11 protein-coding genes are annotated in these 18073 nt (G+C 72.1%); 10 read left to right on the forward strand and 1 reads right to left on the reverse strand.

Going from position 1 to position 18073, the window contains the following annotated elements; translation table 11 throughout:
• Positions 1 to 238: 238 nt before the first annotated feature.
• Positions 239 to 3592 carry a right-handed parallel beta-helix repeat-containing protein gene (locus tag ACFYWX_RS33905; RefSeq protein ID WP_389428664.1) on the forward strand — a complete coding sequence of 1118 codons (3354 nt, stop codon included), beginning with the start codon at positions 239 to 241 and terminating at the stop codon, positions 3590 to 3592.
• Positions 3593 to 3631: 39 nt separating this feature from the next.
• Positions 3632 to 4867, forward strand: a complete 1236-nt coding sequence (locus tag ACFYWX_RS33910; RefSeq protein WP_389428665.1) for a S8 family serine peptidase — start codon at positions 3632 to 3634, stop codon at positions 4865 to 4867.
• 500 nt (positions 4868 to 5367) lie between these two features.
• Here ACFYWX_RS33910 and eccCa read toward each other — a convergent pair whose 3' ends face one another.
• Positions 5368 to 9309 (reverse strand): type VII secretion protein EccCa, encoded by a 3942-nt coding sequence (gene eccCa / locus ACFYWX_RS33915; RefSeq protein ID WP_389428713.1) that lies wholly within the window; start codon positions 9307 to 9309, stop codon positions 5368 to 5370.
• Positions 9310 to 9527: 218 nt separating this feature from the next.
• Between eccCa and eccD the strand changes: the two genes are divergently transcribed.
• The 8 genes from eccD (at position 9528) to ACFYWX_RS33955 (ending at position 18068) form a co-directional block, all read left to right on the forward strand.
• Positions 9528 to 10928, forward strand: a complete 1401-nt coding sequence (gene eccD / locus ACFYWX_RS33920; RefSeq protein ID WP_389428666.1) for a type VII secretion integral membrane protein EccD — start codon at positions 9528 to 9530, stop codon at positions 10926 to 10928.
• Between the two features lie 83 nt (positions 10929 to 11011).
• On the forward strand, positions 11012 to 12535 hold the full coding sequence (gene eccB, locus ACFYWX_RS33925; RefSeq protein ID WP_389428667.1) for a type VII secretion protein EccB: 1524 nt from the start codon (positions 11012 to 11014) through the stop codon (positions 12533 to 12535).
• Positions 12536 to 12735: 200 nt separating this feature from the next.
• Positions 12736 to 13077: a hypothetical protein gene (locus ACFYWX_RS33930; protein WP_389428668.1), complete on the forward strand. Its 342-nt coding sequence runs from the start codon at positions 12736 to 12738 to the stop codon at positions 13075 to 13077.
• Between the two features lie 52 nt (positions 13078 to 13129).
• Positions 13130 to 13453, forward strand: coding sequence for a WXG100 family type VII secretion target (locus ACFYWX_RS33935; protein WP_389428669.1), 324 nt, complete (start codon positions 13130 to 13132; stop codon positions 13451 to 13453).
• Between the two features lie 22 nt (positions 13454 to 13475).
• Positions 13476 to 13919: a type VII secretion system-associated protein gene (locus tag ACFYWX_RS33940; RefSeq protein ID WP_389428670.1), complete on the forward strand. Its 444-nt coding sequence runs from the start codon at positions 13476 to 13478 to the stop codon at positions 13917 to 13919.
• A 117-nt stretch (positions 13920 to 14036) separates the two neighbouring features.
• The gene (locus ACFYWX_RS33945; protein ID WP_389428671.1) at positions 14037 to 17186 is read left to right on the forward strand and encodes an AAWKG family protein; all 3150 of its coding nucleotides are present in this window, start codon (positions 14037 to 14039) and stop codon (positions 17184 to 17186) included.
• A gap of 104 nt (positions 17187 to 17290) precedes the next feature.
• Positions 17291 to 17719, forward strand: coding sequence for a YbaB/EbfC family nucleoid-associated protein (locus tag ACFYWX_RS33950; RefSeq protein ID WP_389428714.1), 429 nt, complete (start codon positions 17291 to 17293; stop codon positions 17717 to 17719).
• The gene (locus ACFYWX_RS33955) at positions 17712 to 18068 is read left to right on the forward strand and encodes a hypothetical protein (protein ID WP_389428672.1); all 357 of its coding nucleotides are present in this window, start codon (positions 17712 to 17714) and stop codon (positions 18066 to 18068) included. The genes ACFYWX_RS33950 and ACFYWX_RS33955 overlap by 8 nt, the downstream gene beginning before the upstream one ends.
• Positions 18069 to 18073: the final 5 nt, after the last annotated feature.

An 18073-nucleotide genomic window follows, 5' to 3' on the forward strand; every position in this document is an offset into this window, starting at 1 on the left:
AGGGCACCGGACGATGAGACTGCGTCCAGTGGCGACCCCGGTCCGTCGGGACGCCGCGGTGTTCGGACGCTTCGAGGAGCCGCGCCCCATGTTCGCCGAGCACGCCGGCGTCGGATCGACCAACCTGCCGCGCGCCTGGACTGAGTTCCGCCCGCGCTCCCGGACCACGTTGGACCCTTGCGGCCGTGCCCGGCATGATGTCGTCGGCCGTCCTCAACTCCCTTGCCAGGGCTGCGAGATGCCAGAAACTGGAGGTAGGCGCGTGTCACGCCAGGTACTCACGGTCAGCCCGGACCGGCCGGACGGCTTTCGGACGATCGGTGAGGCCCTGGCCAGGGCACGCAGCGGCGCCGTCATCAGCGTCTCGCCCGGCACCTACGCGGAGAACCTGACGATCACCACCCCGGTCACCATCGTGGCGGAGCAGTCCCGCGGCACGGTGGAGATCGCCCCGCGCCGCGGCAGCGTGCTCGTCCTCAAGGCCGAGGCCGTGATGCTCACCGACCTCGTGCTGCGCGGCCGGGACGAGGAAGTGGCGGCCGTCGACGCCGTGCGCGGACAGGCGGCGATGGACGGCTGCGAGATCGTCGGCTCCGCCTGGGCCGCTCTGCTGGCCCGCGGCGGCGGCTCGCTCGCTCTGCGGGACTGTCGGATCAGCAACCCGCGCGGCGCCGGGGTCGTGGTCACCTCCGCCACCGACAGCTCCGTCGAGTCCTGCACGATCGAGAACCTCGGCACCTCCGGTGTGGTGATCGGCGAGCGCGGCCGGATCACCCTGCGCGGCTGCACCATCCGTGACGCCCGAGGCAACGGCGTGCTCGCCAACGGAGAGGCGCAGGGCTCGGTCGAGGAGTGCGACATCTCCTCGACCGACAAACCGTCCATCGCGCTGGAGGCCCGCAGCACCACGCGGGTGTTGCGCACCGTCGTGCACGACACGAGCACCGGGGTCCACGTCTCCAGCCAGACCCGTACGACCCTGGAGGACGTCAGGGTCACCAACACCACCGGCGTCGGCATCGCGGTCAGCGGCGGCAGCGACCCGCTGCTGCGCCGCTGCCGGACCGCGCGGACCAAGAGCCACGGACTGCTGGTCACCGAACGCGCCCGCGGCACGTTCGAGGACTGCTGGCTGGACGCCGCGCAGGAACCCGCGCTGCGCGTCACCAATCTGGCCGCCCCCGTCCTGGTGGGCCTGACCGTCAGGGACTGCGCGGCGACCGCGGTACTGCTGGAGGAGGAGTCGGCGGCCGAACTCGACCGCCTGGAGATCCTCGACGCCCAGGGCGCCGGCGTCTGCGTGCGCACCGGGGCCAATCCGCTGGTGCGCCGCGCGCGGATCAGCGCCGTAGGCGGTCACGGAGTGGAGGTCACCAAGGACGGCCGGGGCCGGCTGGAGGACTGCACCGTGGACCAGCCCGGCCGCTGCGGTGTCCGGGTGGAGGACGGCGGCAACGTGTACGTCGGGAGCGGCGCCGTCACCCTGCCCGCCGAAGCCGGCCTGTCGCTCGGCGCCGAGGGCGTCCTGACCGTACGGGATCTCGAGATCTCCGAGGCCAAGGAGTGCGGGGTCGCCGTCGACGCGGGCGGCGAGATGACCGCCACCCGCATCCGGGTGGCCGGCAGCGGCGGGCACGGCGTCCTGATCGCCGACGGCGGCCGCGGCTCGTTCAACGCCTGTGAGGTCGGCGGCAGTTCGAGGGACGGCTTCCGCATCGACTCCACCGACCCGGTATCCGTCGTCAACTGCACGGCCCGCGACAACGGCGGCGGCGGACTCGTGCAGTCCCGGCCCGGAGAGCGCCTTGCTGTGGAAGGGCTGACCAGCACCGGCAACGCCAGCCGGGATGCCTGGGGCACGGGCGAGGCCGAGGGCACCGGACCGGCCGGCGGCACGGCGGGAGACGAGGGCTGGCTCAGCCGGGACGACGGGCCGCTCGCCGCCCTCGACGCGCTGATCGGACTGGACAACGTCAAGCAGCAGGTCCGCACCCTGGTCAACCTCACCCAGCTCGCCCAGCGCCGCGCCCGGCTCGGCATGTCGGCCCCGCCGATGGGCCGTCACCTGGTCTTCGCGGGCCCGCCCGGCACCGGCAAGACCACCGTGGCCCGGCTGTACGGCGCCGTCCTCGCCGAACTCGGCGCCCTGCGCTCCGGCCACCTGGTCGAGGTGTCGCGGGCCGACCTGGTGGCCCAGGTCATCGGCGGCACCGCCATCAAGACGACCGACACCTTCAACCGTGCCCTGGGCGGCGTCCTGTTCGTCGACGAGGCGTACACGCTGCTGTCCGACGGCCGCGGCTCGGGCGCCGACTTCGGGCGGGAGGCCGTCGACACCCTGCTCAAGCTGATGGAGGACCACCGCGACGACATCGTGGTGGTCGCCGCGGGCTACTCGTCCGAGATGCAGTCGTTCCTGGCCTCCAACCCGGGTCTGGCGTCCCGCTTCTCGCGCACCGTGGAGTTCGAGAACTACTCGGTGCCCGAACTCGTGGCGATCATGGAAAGCATGTGTGCCGGGCACCAGTACGTGCTGGACGACAGCACGCGCGACGCGCTCACCCTCCACTTCGAACGCATGCCGAAGGACGCGGCGTTCGGCAACGGCCGGGCCGCGCGCCAGGTGTTCGAGCAGATGGTGGACCGGCAGGCGTCACGGCTGGCCGCCCTCACGGACATGACCGAACAGCACCTCCAGCTGCTGCTGCCCGAGGATGTGAGCGAGGAGGCCGCCCGCGCCGTCTCCGGCAAAACCGCGGCCGGCGGACCGGACGACGACCCGCTGGCCCGTCTCGGCGACATGGTGGGCCTGGCCGGCGTCAAGCGCGATGTCACCGACCTCGTCAACCTGCTGTCCATCACCCGCCAGCGGGAGGCCGCCGGTCTGCCCGTGCCGCGCATCAGCCACCATCTGGTCTTCACCGGCCCGCCGGGCACCGGCAAGACCACCGTGGCCCGGCTCTACGGCGAACTGCTCGCCTCGCTGGGTGTGCTGCCGCGCGGCCAGCTGGTCGAGGTCTCCCGCGCCGACCTCGTCGGCCGCTACATCGGCCACACCGCGCAGCTCACCCGGGAGGTCTTCGAACGAGCCCTGGGCGGCGTGCTGTTCGTCGACGAGGCCTACACCCTCACCCCCGTTCGGCCGGGCTCCGGATCGGACTTCGGGCAGGAGGCGGTGGACACCCTGCTGAAGCTGATGGAGGACCACCGCGACGAGGTGGTGGTCATCGTCGCCGGCTACACCGAGGAGATGGACCACTTCCTCTCCTCCAACCCGGGCCTGTCCTCGCGCTTCTCGCGCCGGGTGGAGTTTCCCAACTACTCCTCGGACGAACTCGTCACCATCGTCCGCCAGCACGCCGCCGCGGCCGGCTACGAGTGCGGGCCGGGCACCGGGCAGGTGCTGCGCGGCCACTTCGACGCACTGCCGAGGGACCGATCCTTCGGCAACGCCAGACTCGCGCGCCAGATGCTGGAGGGCATGATGACGCGTCAGGCGGGCCGCCTGAGCGCCATGTCCCTGCCCGGGGTGGACGACCTCCGCCTGCTGCTCCCCGACGACGTGGTGCGGCGGGACGCGGTGCCCGAGTGAAGTACGTCCGGATCCGTCGAGCCGACTGAGGATTCCCCCATGCGCCGTCCCCGGCCTGCCGTGCCGGTCCTGCTCACCCTGGCGTCGGCCGTCACGCTCCTGCTCGGTGGGAGCGCGGCAGCCGACTCGGCGCCCGGTGCCACCGTGAAGCTGCCGGTGATGCCGTCCCGGCTGGCCGCCGGGGCCGCGTGCACCGGCGGCTCCGCCGACGTGGTCTCCGCCGTGCCGTGGGAGCAGCGCAGCCTCCAGCTCGCCCGGACCTGGCAGTCCGCCGCCGTCACCGGCGCCGGGGTGACCGTGGCGGTCGTCGACACGGGTGTCTCCGCTCAAGCGCCCGCGCTGGCCGGCCGGGTCACCGCGGTGGACGGCGCGGACGAGGACTGCGTGGGCCACGGCACCTTTGTGGCCGGGCTGATCGCAGCGACCCCTGCGCGGGACGTCCGCTTCGCCGGCGTGGCCCGGCAGGCGCGCATCCTCGCCGTACGGGGCACCGACGAGCGCGGCAGGGCGACCGCCGCCACGGTGGCGCGCGGCATCCGGGCCGCGGTGACGGCCGGGGCCGAGGTCGTCGCGGTGTCCCCGGCCCTGGCCCAGGACTCAGCGCCCCTCCGGAGCGCCGTTGTTTACGCCGCCGCCCATGACGCCCTGATCGTGGCCGCCGCGGTCCCCGACGTCCCCGCGGGCCCCGGGGCCGCCTCCGCCCCGCTGGCCAGGGACTACTGGCCCGCTGCCGCCCCCGGGGTGCTGTCCGTCGTCGACGTCGACGTCGACGGGCGGCGCCCCGACGGCGCCTATCGGCCCCGCAGCGCCGACCTGGCCGCACCGGGCGACGGTGTGCTCGGCATCGGCCCCCGGGGCAAGGGCCACTTCATCGGCTCCGGCGCGTCACTCGCCGTCGGCTACGTCGCGGGCGCGGCCGCCCTGGTACGGGCCGCGCACCCCGCCCTGACGGCCGAGGCGACGGCACAGCGGCTGACCGCCACGGCCTACCCGGCGGACACGCCCCGTCTCGACCCGTACGCCGCTCTCACCACGGCGCGGGCCGCCTCCGCCGCACCGGCGGCGTCCGCCCCGGCAGCCACCCCCGTCCACCTGGCGAGGGACGAGGACGCCGCCCGCGCGACCCGACGCGCCCTGCTGCTGGCGGGCGCCGGCGGCGGCCTCGTCCTGCTGGTCGCCTGGGTCGCCGTGGTGATCCCGCGCGGGCGCGCCCGCGGCTGGCGCCCGGCCCGCGGGGAGACGCAGGGCGGGGAGCGCGAGGCCGCGGAGGGGTAGGGCGTCGCGCGGCGGCCGTGGCCATGAGCGGGTCGGTGGCCCCGGCTGAGCGGCACCCTCGCGCTACGAAGACCCGCCGGTCCCCGCCGGCCGGCTCTCCGGGCGGTCGCCCACGGGGCAGGCCGTCCTTGGGCGCAGGCCCGTCGACCGGCGGTACGTCGCGCGGCGGGCCTGCGGGCCCGTCGACCCGCCGGAGGACCCTGACCGGCCCGGGGGACGCCGGGCGCGGGGCAATGGGCCCGCCCGCCGCGTGGGCGGCCTGTGCGGCCCCGGAGCGCTCGCAACGCGGGCCGCGGCCCGGGGGCGCGGTTTGTCCGCCCCCGAACACGGAGACGGCGTCCGGTGCCGGGCGTACGTCCGCACCCGGCGGCCACCCGGTATGACCGGCCCGGCGGCCGACTTGTACGTCCGCCCCGGAGGCCACACCGTACGGCCATCCCGTACCGCCAACCCGCCCGCTCAAGCCCCGTACGGCCGTCTTGTACAGCCGCCCCGCCCGCTCAAGCCCCGTCCGGCCCCTCCTCCGAGCCCGCTTCCGCCAGTGCCGTCTGTATCAGCACGGCCTTGCGGCGGGCGATGTGCAGCGCTCTGCCGGGCGGCAGGTTGCGCGGCTTGACGTTGCCGAAGACGTAGCCCTCCGAAGGCGGGCAGGACAGCAGCAGGCCCGGTGTGTTGACCTCGTCGAGACGCCTGAGCAACTGGTCGTTGAAACCTCGCCCGGCACCGGTCGCGGAGCGCGCGACCACTATGTGCAGGCCCACCTCGTGTCCCAGCGCCAGATGGTCCAGGAGCGGGGCGAAGGGGTGGGAGGCGATGTTGCCGCCCACCATGTCGTAGTCGTCGACGAGCACGAACAGCCGCGGCCCCGTCCACCAGTCGGCCCGGCGCATCCGGGCCGGGGTGATGTCCGGCCCCGGGAGCCGGGTGGCGGTGGCGCGGGCCGCACCGGAGACCAGCTCGCGCAGGACGTCGGCCGACACCGCGTGCCCGAGCCGGTACTCCTGCGGCACCGCCTCCACCAGTTCGCGCCGGTAGTCCACCATCAGGATGCGCGCCTCGGCCGGGCTGTAGCGGGCGGTGACCGCCGAGGCGACCAGACGCAGCAGATTGGTCTTGCCGCTCTCGCTGTCGCCGACGCAGACCAGATGCGGGGTACGACTGAAGTCGTGCCACACGGGGGAGAGGGTCTCCTCGTCGAGGCCCAGCGCGATCCGCAGCCCGTCCGCCACCTCCGGCCGCGGCAGTTCCGCGGCCGGCAGCCGGTGCGGCAGCGTCCGCACCGGCGGCGCGGCGGGACCGGTCCAGTGCCCGGCGACCCGCTCAGTCAGCGCGGCGACGCCCTCCGTGAGGTCGTCCGCGCTCTCCCGCCCGTCGATCCGCGGCAGCGCCGTGAGCATGTGCAGCTTGCCCTCGGTCGTCAGACCGCGCCCGGGACTGCGCGGCACGGTGGCCGCCTTGCGGATGTCGACCACGGAGTCCATGGAGTCGCCCAGCCGCAGTTCCAGCCGGGTGGCCACCTGGTCACGCACCTGAGCCGGCAGTTCGATCCAGCGGGCCGTCGAGACGACCAGGTGGACACCGTAGTTGAGCCCTCTGGCCGCGATCTGGTGGAAGGCCGGGATGTGCGTGTCGAAGTCCTGGCGCACGGTTCCCCAGCCGTCCACCACCAGGAAGACATCACCGTGCGGTTCGTCCGCGAACTCGCCTGCCGCGCGGCGCCTGCGGTAGGTGGCCATCGAGTCGATGCCGTGGTCCAGGAAGAACTGTTCACGGTGGTTGAGCACGGCGGTGACCTCTGCCACCGTACGGCTCACGCGCTCTGCGTCGAGACGGCTGGCCACGCCGCCCACATGCGGTAGCCCGGCCAGCCCGGTCAGCGTGCCGCCGCCCAGGTCCAGGCAGTAGAACTGCACCTCGCGAGGGGTGTGGGTGAGTGCGAGAGCGGCGATGAGGGTGCGCAGGAGCGTCGACTTGCCGCTCTGCGAACCGCCCGCGACGGCCAGATGCCCGCCGCTGCCCGACAGGTCCACCACCAGCGGGTCGCGCCGCTGCTCGAACGGCTTGTCCACCACACCGACCGGCACGCGCAGCCCGCCGGACCCCGGCCACCGGGCCGAGACGAACCCGCGCACCGGGTCAGCGGCCAGCCCCGGCAGCAGCTCGTCGAGGGTGGGCGGCAGGTCCAGCGGCGGCAGCCACACCTGGAGGGCGGCGGCCCCGGCGCCGCGCATCCGGTCCACGGCCACCGACAGCAGGGTCGGCCCGCCCTCGTCCTCCTCCTCGGGCTCCGGCTCCGGCTCCGGAACCTGGGCCGGCGTACGCGGCACCACGAATCCCGAGCTCCACGGCACCACCTGGCTGGCGACCCGCGCCTGGACCACCGCGCTCCGGCGTTCCCGGTACGCCCCGGAGACGTACGCGGCCCGGAACCGGGTCAGCGCCTCCACCCCGCTCTTGAGGAAGCCGGAACCCGGCTGCGACGGCAGTTGGTAGGCGTCCGGGACCCCGAGTACCCCGCGGCTCTCCATGGCCGAAAACGTACGCAGACCGATGCGGTACGACAGATGGCTCTCCAACTGGTGCATGCGGCCCTCGTCGAGGCGCTGCGAGGCCAGCAGCAGATGCACCCCGAGGGAGCGGCCCAGCCGCCCGATCATTACGAAGAGGTCCATGAACTCCCGGTGCGCCGCCAGCAGTTCGCTGAACTCGTCGACCACCACGAACAGGCTCGGCAGCGGTGCCAGCGGCACTCCCGAGGCGCGCGCCTTCTCGTAGTCCAGCGCCGAGGTGTAGTTGCCCGCGGCCCGCAGCAGTTCCTGACGGCGTATCAACTCGCCGTGCAGGGCGTCCTGCATTCGTTCCACCAGGGCCGTCTCGTCCGCCAGGTTGGTGATCACCGCGGAGGTGTGCGGCAGTTCGTCCAACCCCAGGAACGTGGCGCCGCCCTTGAAGTCCACCAGCACGAAGTTCAGCGTCTCCGAGGAGTTGGCCAGCGCCAGACCCACCACCAGAGTGCGCAGCAGCTCGCTCTTGCCCGAACCGGTGGCGCCGATCAGCATGCCGTGCGGGCCCATACCGCCCTGCGCGGCCTCCTTGATGTCCACCTCCACAGGAACCCCGTCGGCCCCCACCGCGATCGGTACGCGCAGCCGCGCCGCACCGGTACTGCGCCGCCATAAGGTGGCCGGATCATGCCGGTGCAGATCAGGGATGCCCAGCAGAGCCGTCAACTCCACGTCGGTGGACAGCGGTTCGACGGCGTCGGCGGTCAGGCTCATCCGGTACGGGGCGAGCAGTCTGGCCAGCGCCTGCGCGCCCACCGGTCCCATCGCGTCGGCACGCCCCAGCAGGGTCGACTGCTCCTTGCGGCTGCGGTCGGTGCGCACCAGCCGCACCCCGTCCGGCCGTACGTCCAGCCGCAGAGTGGTACGGCCCGGACGCCACCGCAGACCCTCCGACACGTCGATCACGAGGGCGTTGCGAAATCCCTGGGCATCGAACCGGTGGCCCGAGGGCATCTGGACCCCGTCCACCACGAGAACCGTGAACGGCTCCTCGCGGCCGGGCACGGCGTCCGGATCGAACGGCGGACGCTCGGTGAACTCCGCGCCCAGCAGGTCCTCCATGCCGCTGAACGCCGACGCCACCATGCGGGCGGGCCCGGCGCCGTCCTGCTCGTGCGGGTGCAGGCTGTGCGGCAGCCACTTCACCCACTCCCACTCGGCCTGCCGCTCGTCGCTCACGCACAGCGCGATCCACAGCTCCTCCGGCGCGTGGAACACGGCCAGCTGGCACAGCATGGCCCGCACCATGTCCCGCACCGCGGTCTCGTCGCCGCGCAGCAACACCCGGCTCCAGGACCGCAGATACAGCGCGATCGGCTGGTCCGGCACCGTGCTGTACGCCCGCACGAAACGCCTGAGCGCGTGCGCGGCGATCGGGTCGAGATCCTCGACCGGCTTGGTGGACAACGGTGTCAGCCGGGTGGCCAGCTGCTGGTCCCCGACGGCCACCCGGACCTCGGCGAAGTCCTCGTCCCTGGCCCGGCGTTCCCACAGCCGGCTCGTGCGCACCAGCGAACGCAGCGTCGCCGGTGCGGGATGCCGCCAGGCCAGCGCCAACTGCTGTTCCACCACCGTCCGGTGGACCTTGCGCCGGGTCTGTGACAGATAGCGCAGATAGTCCCGCCGCTCGCCGCCCAGGCGCTGCTTGCGCTCACCGCTCTTGCGCATCACCTGACCGACCATCATGGCCGCCGAGGCGAACACCATCATGCCCAGCGCGACGTAGGTCATGACGCTGGTCCCGCCGGGCCGCAGGAACATCAGCATCATGGAGACGGACATCATCGCCATGGGCAGGTAGGTCCAGACCGCGGAGTTGTCCGGAACGACCTCCGGCAGCGTCGGCGGCTCCTGCAGGCTCAGTTCGCCCTCGGGCATGTCCGGGCCGCGTCGGCGGGCGGGGCGGCGAAAGAGGACGACACTCAAGAGCGGACTCCTTACCGGGGCGGCGGGCTCTCCGGCCAGAAGGCCGGGCCGAAACCGAAGAGAAGCCCCGGTCGTCGACGGCAGACCCGGGGCCTCAGTAGTCTGCATGTGATCAACACGCAGAGCAAAGCTCATCGATGACATTCCTCGGAAGCGTGGTCCCCATCTCCATGACTGAAACCTCAGTGGCCGCACTGTGCCACCTGACCGTTCGCGCCCCTGCCAAGACCGTCGACCTGGCGTTACCCGCCGACGTGCCGGTCGCCGACCTCCTGCCGGCCGTACTGCGTTACGCCGGTGAGGAGTTGGAGGAAAACGGCCTGGACCACAGCGGCTGGGTGCTGCAACGGCTGGGCGACCGCCCGCTGGACGACGAGAGCACCCTGTCCGCGCTGGAACTGAAGGACGGCGAGGTCCTGTACCTGCGGCCGCACGCCGACGCCCTGCCCGAGGTACGGCTGGACGACCTGGTCGACGGGATCGCCGAGGCCACCCGGGAACGGCTGCACGGCTGGAGCCCGGAGGCGGGCCGCCGTCTGCTGCGCGGCATGGTCGTGGCCGCCGTGCTGACCGCCCTGGCCGTACTGGCCTGGCCCGGCGGCCCGGTCGCCGTCCGCGCCGCGCTGGCGGGCGTCACCGGGCTGCTGCTCCTCGCGGGCGCCGCCTCCGCCGCCCGGGCCGTCGGCGACGGGGCGGCCGGCGCGACCCTGGGGGTCCTGGCCGCGCCCAGTCTGGCCCTGGCCGGCTGGCTGCTGCCCGGCGGCGACCTGGCCGGCCCGCACGCGCACCACGTACTGGGCGCCCGGCTCCTCGCCGTCGGCGCCGCGGGGGCGGGCGCGGCCGTACTGGCCCTGGCGGCGGTGGCCGTGTACATACCGCTCTTCGCCGCCACCGCCGTGGTGGCGATCGCCACGGCGGCCGCCGGAGCGCTCATGAGCCTGCTCGACGTGCCGCTGGAGAGCGCCGCCGCGGCGGTGGCCGCGGTGGTCGTCGTCCTCGGGAGCTTCGTCCCCGCCCTGTCCTTCCGCCTCGCAGGCATGCGGATGCCCGCCCTGCCCACCAACCCCCAACAGCTGCAGGAGGGCATCGACCCCTACAGCGGCCGGGACGTCGCCACCCGCACCGCGCTGGCCGGTGGCTGGATGACCGCCCTGTACGGGGCGACCGGCGTCGTCTGCGTCGGCAGCCTGGCCGCCCTGGTCAGCCGGCCCGGCCTGCCCGAGGTCCTGACGGCGGGCACGGTGTCGCTGCTCCTGCTGGTGCACGGGCGCGGCATGGTCAACGTGTGGCAGCGCCTGGCCCTGGTGGTGCCGGGCGGCTGCGGAGTGGTGCTCCTGCTGCTGAGCGCCGCGGCGGCCCTCTCCCCGTCCGACCGTCCCGCACTGGTCGCGGGACTGCTCGCGCTGACCGCCGGCCTGGCCGTGGCCTCCTGGACCGTGCCGGGCCGCCGCATGCTGCCCTACTGGGGCCGCGCCGCCGAACTGCTGCACTCACTCCTGGCGATCGCCCTGCTGCCGCTGACCCTCTGGGTGTTCGGCGCCTTCGCCGCCCTGCGCGCGTTCAACGGCTGACCGTCGGCCGGCCCGCCGGCCACCGCCTGACGCCCGCCGGCCCACCGCCGACCAGGGAAAGACACCGGAAGGTACCCGATCCAATGCAGTCCAAGCGCGACCAGGTCCAGGCACACACCTTCATCATGGGCCGACTCACCTCCGGCATGCTGCTCGCCGATCCCGACGCCCCGGAGAGCCCGTTGGCCCGGACCACCCGGGGCGTGTTCATCGGGTGCCTCATCGGGGTCCTCGTCGCGGCCGGCGCCTTCGTGTACGGGCTGGTCTCGCCCGGCGGCAACACCTCCTGGAAGACCTCCGGCGGCCTGATCGTCAACCGGGACACCGGCGCCCGCTACCTCTACATCGACGGCCGCCTCAGACCCGTGCGCAACTACGCCTCGGCCCTGCTGATCGGCGGCGGCGGCCTGACGAGCACCGACGTGCGCACCGCCTCGCTGCGGGGCACCCCCGTCGGCGCCCCGGTGGGCATCCCGGGGGCCCCCGACTCCGTACCGGCGGCAAGCGACCTGGACGACGGCGCCTGGCAGGTCTGCTCCACCGTCGGCCGGGCCGAGGACACGACCGGCACCACCACCGCGGTCACCGCCCTGGTGGCCGGCGCCCCCACGCAGGGGCAGGCCGTGGCCGCCGACCAGGGCCTCCTGGTGACGGGCCCCGACCAGGTGTCGTACTTGGTCTGGCAGGGTTCCCGGCTCCGGCTGGACAAGGACTCCGGCGCCGCCGTCTCGCTCGGCTACGGCTCCCTGACACCGCGCCCGGTGTCCGCGGCCTTCCTCGACGCCCTCGCCCCCGGCCCCGTCCTGGCCTCGCCCGCCGTGCCGGGCCGCGGCGGCGCCGGCCCGGCACTGGGGGGCGCCAGGAGCACGGTGGGGCAGGTGTTCGCGGTACGTGTGCCGGGCTCGGCCGCGCAGTACTACCTGCTCCGGCAGGAGGGCCTCGTGCCGCTCACCGCGACCGGTGTCGCCCTCGTGCTCGGCGACCCGGCCACCCGTGCGAAGGCGTACGGCGGCAAGGCCCCCACCGCCCTCGAACTCGGCGCAGACCTGCTCAGGACGCATCTGGCCGGCGGCAAGAGCGTGGCAGCCTCCCTGGCCACGCTGCCCGACTCCCCGCCCCGCGCGGTCGGCGTCGCCGACGACATGGCCGCCTGCGCCCAGGTGCAGCCCGGCGAAGACCACACCCGGATCACCTCGGTGCTGGTGCCGCGCAGCGCGCTGGCCCCCGTCACCCAGGCGGCGGCGGGGGAGTCGGCGGCGGCCTGCCTGGCGGTGGACGAGGTGGTGGTCCGGCCCGGCCGCGGCGCGCTGGTGAGGGTGCTCGGCGCGGGCGGGGCGACGGTGGGCGACACCACCTACCTCGTGGCCGACAACGGCGTGAAGTACCGGGTGCCGTCCGCGGACGCGCTGAAGGCGCTTGGGTACGGCGAGGACGACGTGGTGGCGCTGCCGTCACCACTGCTGTCGATGCTTGGCTCGGGACCGGACCTGGACCCGGTCGCCGCCGCGGGCGACGGCACCGCCCTGAGCACTGCTCCCAACTGCGCGCAGGATGACAGAAGTTCCGCCGTGCGATCCGGTTCCTCGGGTGCGTCTGCGACTGAGTGAGGATCAGGCCGCTTGGCCTGATCGCTACGTTCAGATGACCAAGTGGCCCTCTGATACGTCTTCTTGACGTTACGTCAGTTCATCAGCTCAAAGCTCAAGTTCTGCTCAGAAGTGGCGCATCGTCAGGGGTTTGATCTTTACGATCCACACGAAAGCTTCGCAGGACCTTCATCGATCTCCCGACTCAAGGACGGCAGCCCATGGCCGGTGGCGGACAGCAGTCAAGCGCGCAGGCGACGACGAACGGGATTCGTGCTCTGGAGGCGGCCCTGGAGGGTGTCGCGCGATCCCGTCGGGACGTGGACGACACCCGGGGGAACCTCGCCCGCGGCTATCAGGGCAGTGATGGTGCGCAGTTCGGGGTGCTGCTGACCAAGTGGGACGAGCAGTGCTCCGTGATCCAGAAGAACCTGGGGGAGATGATCCAGGCGCTGCAGACCAGCCTGGTCGAGCACGGCAAGACGCAGACGGCGTCGACCGACGCCATCCAGCAGGCGTCCCACGCGTCCGACGCGGTGTTCCAGACGCTCACCGGTTCCTGATCCGGCGCAGGCGTCTTCCCCTCCGCATCCCGACGACGAGACGAGAACTCTGATGTCCGAGAACCTCACCGACGGATACATCCACGTCGACTACGCGCACGTGCAGAACGCCGCGGACGACATGGTGCAGCAGACCAAGGCGATCGCCACCACACTGGCTTCGCTGGAGGCGGAGCTCATGGAGCTGAAGAAGACCTGGTACGGCGCGGACGCCGAGGTCTACCGGCAGAAGCAGGCCGCTTGGGAGCAGGCGGTCACCAACATGGAGAGGCTGCTCACTTCGCACGCCGGGCTGCTCAACGACATCCACGGCGGCTACAAGTACAGCGAGAACTCCCTCTCCCAGATGTGGTCCGACATCGCCATCGGCCGCTGAACACCCGTCAGGAGACTGAGCGATGGCCGACCTGACGCATCTGAACGCTGAGGAGCTCCAGACATTCCTCACGACCGAGGTGGCCGAGTTCGTCAGGGAACTGAAGGCCATCCGCAACGACCGGTCCGACGGAGCCCGGGCGCTGCGGACCCTGACCGAGGGCTACACCACGGCCGACACCCTGGACCAGAACCAGGTCCTGGCCATCGGCGCCCTGGCGGCCGACGAAACCGTGCACGGCAAGAGCCTCGTGGAGGCCGTCACCGGCTCGGCGCAGGCGATCGACGACATCCTGAAGGCGCAGCAGGCCCTGTTCAAGGACATCAAGAGCGACCTGCAGACGACCATCAAGACCCTGCTGGCGAACCAGGGCGACAGCCTGGCCGCCATCGACGGCGAGAAGCTGCTCGAGATCTTCGCCGACGTGGACAGCGACCTCAGCGGCGAGGACGGGTCGAGGAAATGACGGCCCACGGCTGATCCCCACGGCCGACCGTCCGGGCCGGGGCCTTGGCCTCTCTCGCATTGAGCAACTCCCTTCTCCCTCCAGCCCTTTCCTCCCTACTTCGCGGAGTGCACCTCTGTGGCCGATACGCAGGACCTCGAAGACTGGCAAAGGGCCGTACGGCTCTTCACCGGCTATCCGATGCCCGCACGGGACACGCTTTTCGAGAAGCTGAAGAGCCCGGAGGGAGTTCCTCTCTTCAGCCATCGGACGGAAAGCCTGACCATACGGCCGGTGGACCCCCTCGACGCCGCGGCCGCCCAGGGCCGGCACGTGAAGGGCGACTACGACTACAGCATCGTCTTCTACACGGCCGGCGGGGACGGGGCGCACAAGAAGGTCAGGATGAAGCGGGTGGGCATCTCGCTGCTCGGCGCGCTCAACGGCAGTGACGGCCGGCCGGTCCTGTGGGGGCCCGGAAACGTGCCGACCGCGGAGTCCGCCGGTGCGGATTCGACGGCGCTGATCCAGTACGTCTTCGGGGCCAGGACGGCACTCGACGCGCTGGTCGAGGATCACAGCACCAGGGACCTGTCCTTCGCGGGGAAGACCGTGACGAACGGCAACGCCGTCAGTCTCAGCACCTTCACGCGCACGGCCGAGGCGGTGGACCGGACGAAGAAGTTCTTCGCCGACCGGGCCGACGTGCTGGCGCAGTGGGAGAAGGGCCTGGGCGAGGAGCAGGCCTCCTGGCGGGGGCAGGCGGCCGGGGTCTTCCGCCAGCTGGTCAAGCAGCTGCACTTGAACTACGCCGACTACGTCGACCAGCTCGGAGGCAAGGACTACGCGGGCAAGAACACCACGGTCGACGCCGCCTACACCCCCCGCTCCAACGTCGGCGACGCGGTGGCGGGGGCGCAGCTCAGCCTGGTCCGCAACGCGAAGGGTCTGCGGAAGAAGTGGAAGGAGTGGGAGCGCAGCGGCGCCCACGACCCGCACTACGAGGTGGTGCGGCTCCTGCAGGACCTGTGGGACTGGCTGGTCGACAACAACATCACCCAGGTCCAGAAGGTGGTGACCACAAACCGCCCCAGCCTCTACCGGCAGCCGTTGAAGGGCGCGGTCATCGACTACTACACCTCCTCCGCCTTCCGTCAGGTGCATCCCCAGTACGGGGACCTCACGACGGACGCGGCGTGGAAGGCGGTCGGTGAGGCGGCGGTCGCGAAGTGGCAGGCGGCCGCCGACGACGTGCTCGTCCCGGTGGCCCGCCAAGCGCTGTCGAACCTCAACAACAGCTGGGCCGACGTCCTGACGGCCTTCGAGGAGCCGCTGGCGAGCAAGTACACCAGCACCCTGACCGAGAAGTGGCAGCAGGAGGAGGCGGAAGTCAGCAAGGAGGCGGCCGAGAAGACCGGTGACGGCATCGCGGAAGCCCTCGACAAGGTGGGCGAAGGCCTCAACGACATGAGCGGCGGGCTGGGCGCGACCTTCTCCGACCTCAACGACGCGCTCGGCGGCATCGGCGAGGGGATGAGCGAGTTCGGCGCGGGCCTGAACGACACCCTGGGCACCGATGCCACGACCACGGACACCACCGGCCTGAACGGCTGGTCGACCACCGACACCACCGGCCTCAGCGACTGGCCGACCACGGACACCACCGGTCTGAACGACTGGTCGACGACCGACACGTCCGGCTACGACGGCGTGTTCGCCCCCGGCGACACCACCGACACCGCGCGTACCGGCGGAACCACCGACTTCTCCAACGTGATCGACGACTGGCAGTCCACCACGACCGACACCAGCCTGAACCCGGACGTGGACAGCGCGGTCAGCAGCCTGCGGAACCCCGACGGCGGCACCACCACCCTCAATGCCGACGGGTCACTGACCACCGCGTACCCCGACGGCGGCCTGAGCGTGTTCAATCCCGCGACCGGCATGCTCACCACGACCGCCTCGGACGGCAAGTCGACCAGCGAGAAGCTCACCACGGGCACGGCGGTCACCGACGAGGACGGCGGCACGACGACCCTCAACCCGGACGGGACGCTCACCACCACATACCCGGACGGCACCAGCACGGTGATCGATCCCTCGACCGGGGGTGTGACGACAACCCGGCCCGACGGCACGGTGATCACCACCCAGCTCAACCCGTCGTCGGACACGATCGCCAACGCCGACGGCGGCACCACCACCCTGGGGCCCGACGGCTCGCTGGCCACCACCCATCCCGACGGCAGCGTCGAGACGTACGACCCCGACACCGGCACGGTCACCACGACGACACCGGACGGGAAGACCAGCAGCGAGGACCTGAACCCCGGCGCCTCGTACACCAACGCGGACGGCAGCACGACCTCCCTGAACCCCGACGGGTCGCTCACCACGAGGTACCCGGACGGCACCGTCCAGTCCATCGGCGCCGACGGCACGGTGACGACCACTCAGCCCGACGGCACGGTCACCACCACCCAGCTGAACCCGTCGACGAACACGGGCGGCACGGGCGTCGCGGACGACAGCAGCACCGGCGCGTTCGACTCCGACGGGTCCACGACGACCACGCAGACCGACGACCTGACGCCCGGCAGTTTTTTCACCGACGGCGGGGGCGGGACCTCCGTCGGCGACAGCTCGACCACCGCCTTCACGTCGCCCCTCTCCGATCTCGCGGACCTGTTCTCGTCCCCGCAAGGTTCGACGGACGACTCGTCGGGTGGCGCGGCCTGGGGCTCGTCCGGTGACTCGGGCGGCGCGGACGACAGTTCGTACGAGGAGTACGACAGCACCCCGTACGAGGGAGGCTCGCTCGGCGCGCCCGCCGACGAGGCGTCCTCCGCCACCTCGGCGACGGGCATGCAGGGCGACGACGGCACGCCGCTGAACAGCGCGTCGGCGCTCAACGCCATGGGCGGCTCGGCCCCCATGGCCCCCATGGGCGGTATGGGTGGCATGGGGGGCATGGGCGGCAGCGGCTCGGGACAGTCCAACGCCGAACGGGTCCGCAACGTCCTGACCGACAGCGACGGCGCCGCCGTACGACGCCGGTCCAGGGCGCGCGCAGCGGGGGCGGACGAGGAGGACGAGGACGTGATCCTCACCCGGCGCGGAGTGCCCACGGCAGGCTCCTCGCCGTATCTCCCGATGGGCGGAGCCGGCGGCCAGGGCGGTCTGTCCACCGAGAGCGGCGACCGCGACCGGTCCAGCTGGCTGACGGAGGACGAGGACGTGTGGGGCACGGACGAAGGAGGAGCTCCGGCGGTGATCGGACGATGAACACGCGCAACGGAACCGCTCCGGAAGGCCGACGCGCCGGCACGGCCGGGCCCGAGGAGACGGCGGCCACCCAGGCGTCGGTCGAGCAGAGACTGGCGGACGCGATGGCCGAACTGGAAGCGGTCCAGACGGCGGTGGCCCGGGCGGAGTCGGAACTGCGCCGCGCCTCCGTCACCGTACGCTCCAAGGACCGGGCGGTGGAGGCCACCGTCGGGCACCAGGGCGAGCTGACCGCGCTCAGGTTCCTGGACGGCAAGTACCGCACCATGGCGGCCGGCGAACTCGCCGCCAGTGTGCTGGAGGCGACGGAACGCGCCCGGACGCAGATGTCCCGGCAGGTGATGGAGACGTTCCGGCCCTTTACCCAACCCAGCTCCTCCGTACCTGAGTTGACGGGCGTGGACGTCGACTGGGCCGAGATCTTCGGATCCGACGTGCTGGAGGAGCCGTATCCCGCCCAGGCCCGCAGGACACGCGACCGGTTGCACGACGAGATCAACGACGACGCCGAGGACGAGGACCGCCATGTCTGACAGCAGCAACTCCTACACAGCCAACGCGTTCCAGGTGCAGGTCAGCGCCGAGGCCATCGACCAGATCAGCCTCGCCGCACGGAGGATCCTGCTGAACTTCGCAGGCGATGTGAGCGGAACCCGTAGTTGGCCCGGGGTCGACGACAGCTTCTGCAAATCTGCCGGCCCGCAGGAGAAGAAGGAGACCGAGACGGTGAGCAGCACAACGCAGACGCTGTCGGAGGCGATCGTGGCCGTCGCGACGGGCACCAACAACAACGCGCAGAACATCCTGAAGACCCAGGCCACCCATCTGGAGGCCATCCAGGCGGCGGGCAACGCGAGCACGGCCAACAGCGGCAGGCACTGACCCCA

The organism is Streptomyces sp. NPDC002888, assembly GCF_042888465.1.
Classification (GTDB): Bacteria; Actinomycetota; Actinomycetes; order Streptomycetales; family Streptomycetaceae; genus Streptomyces.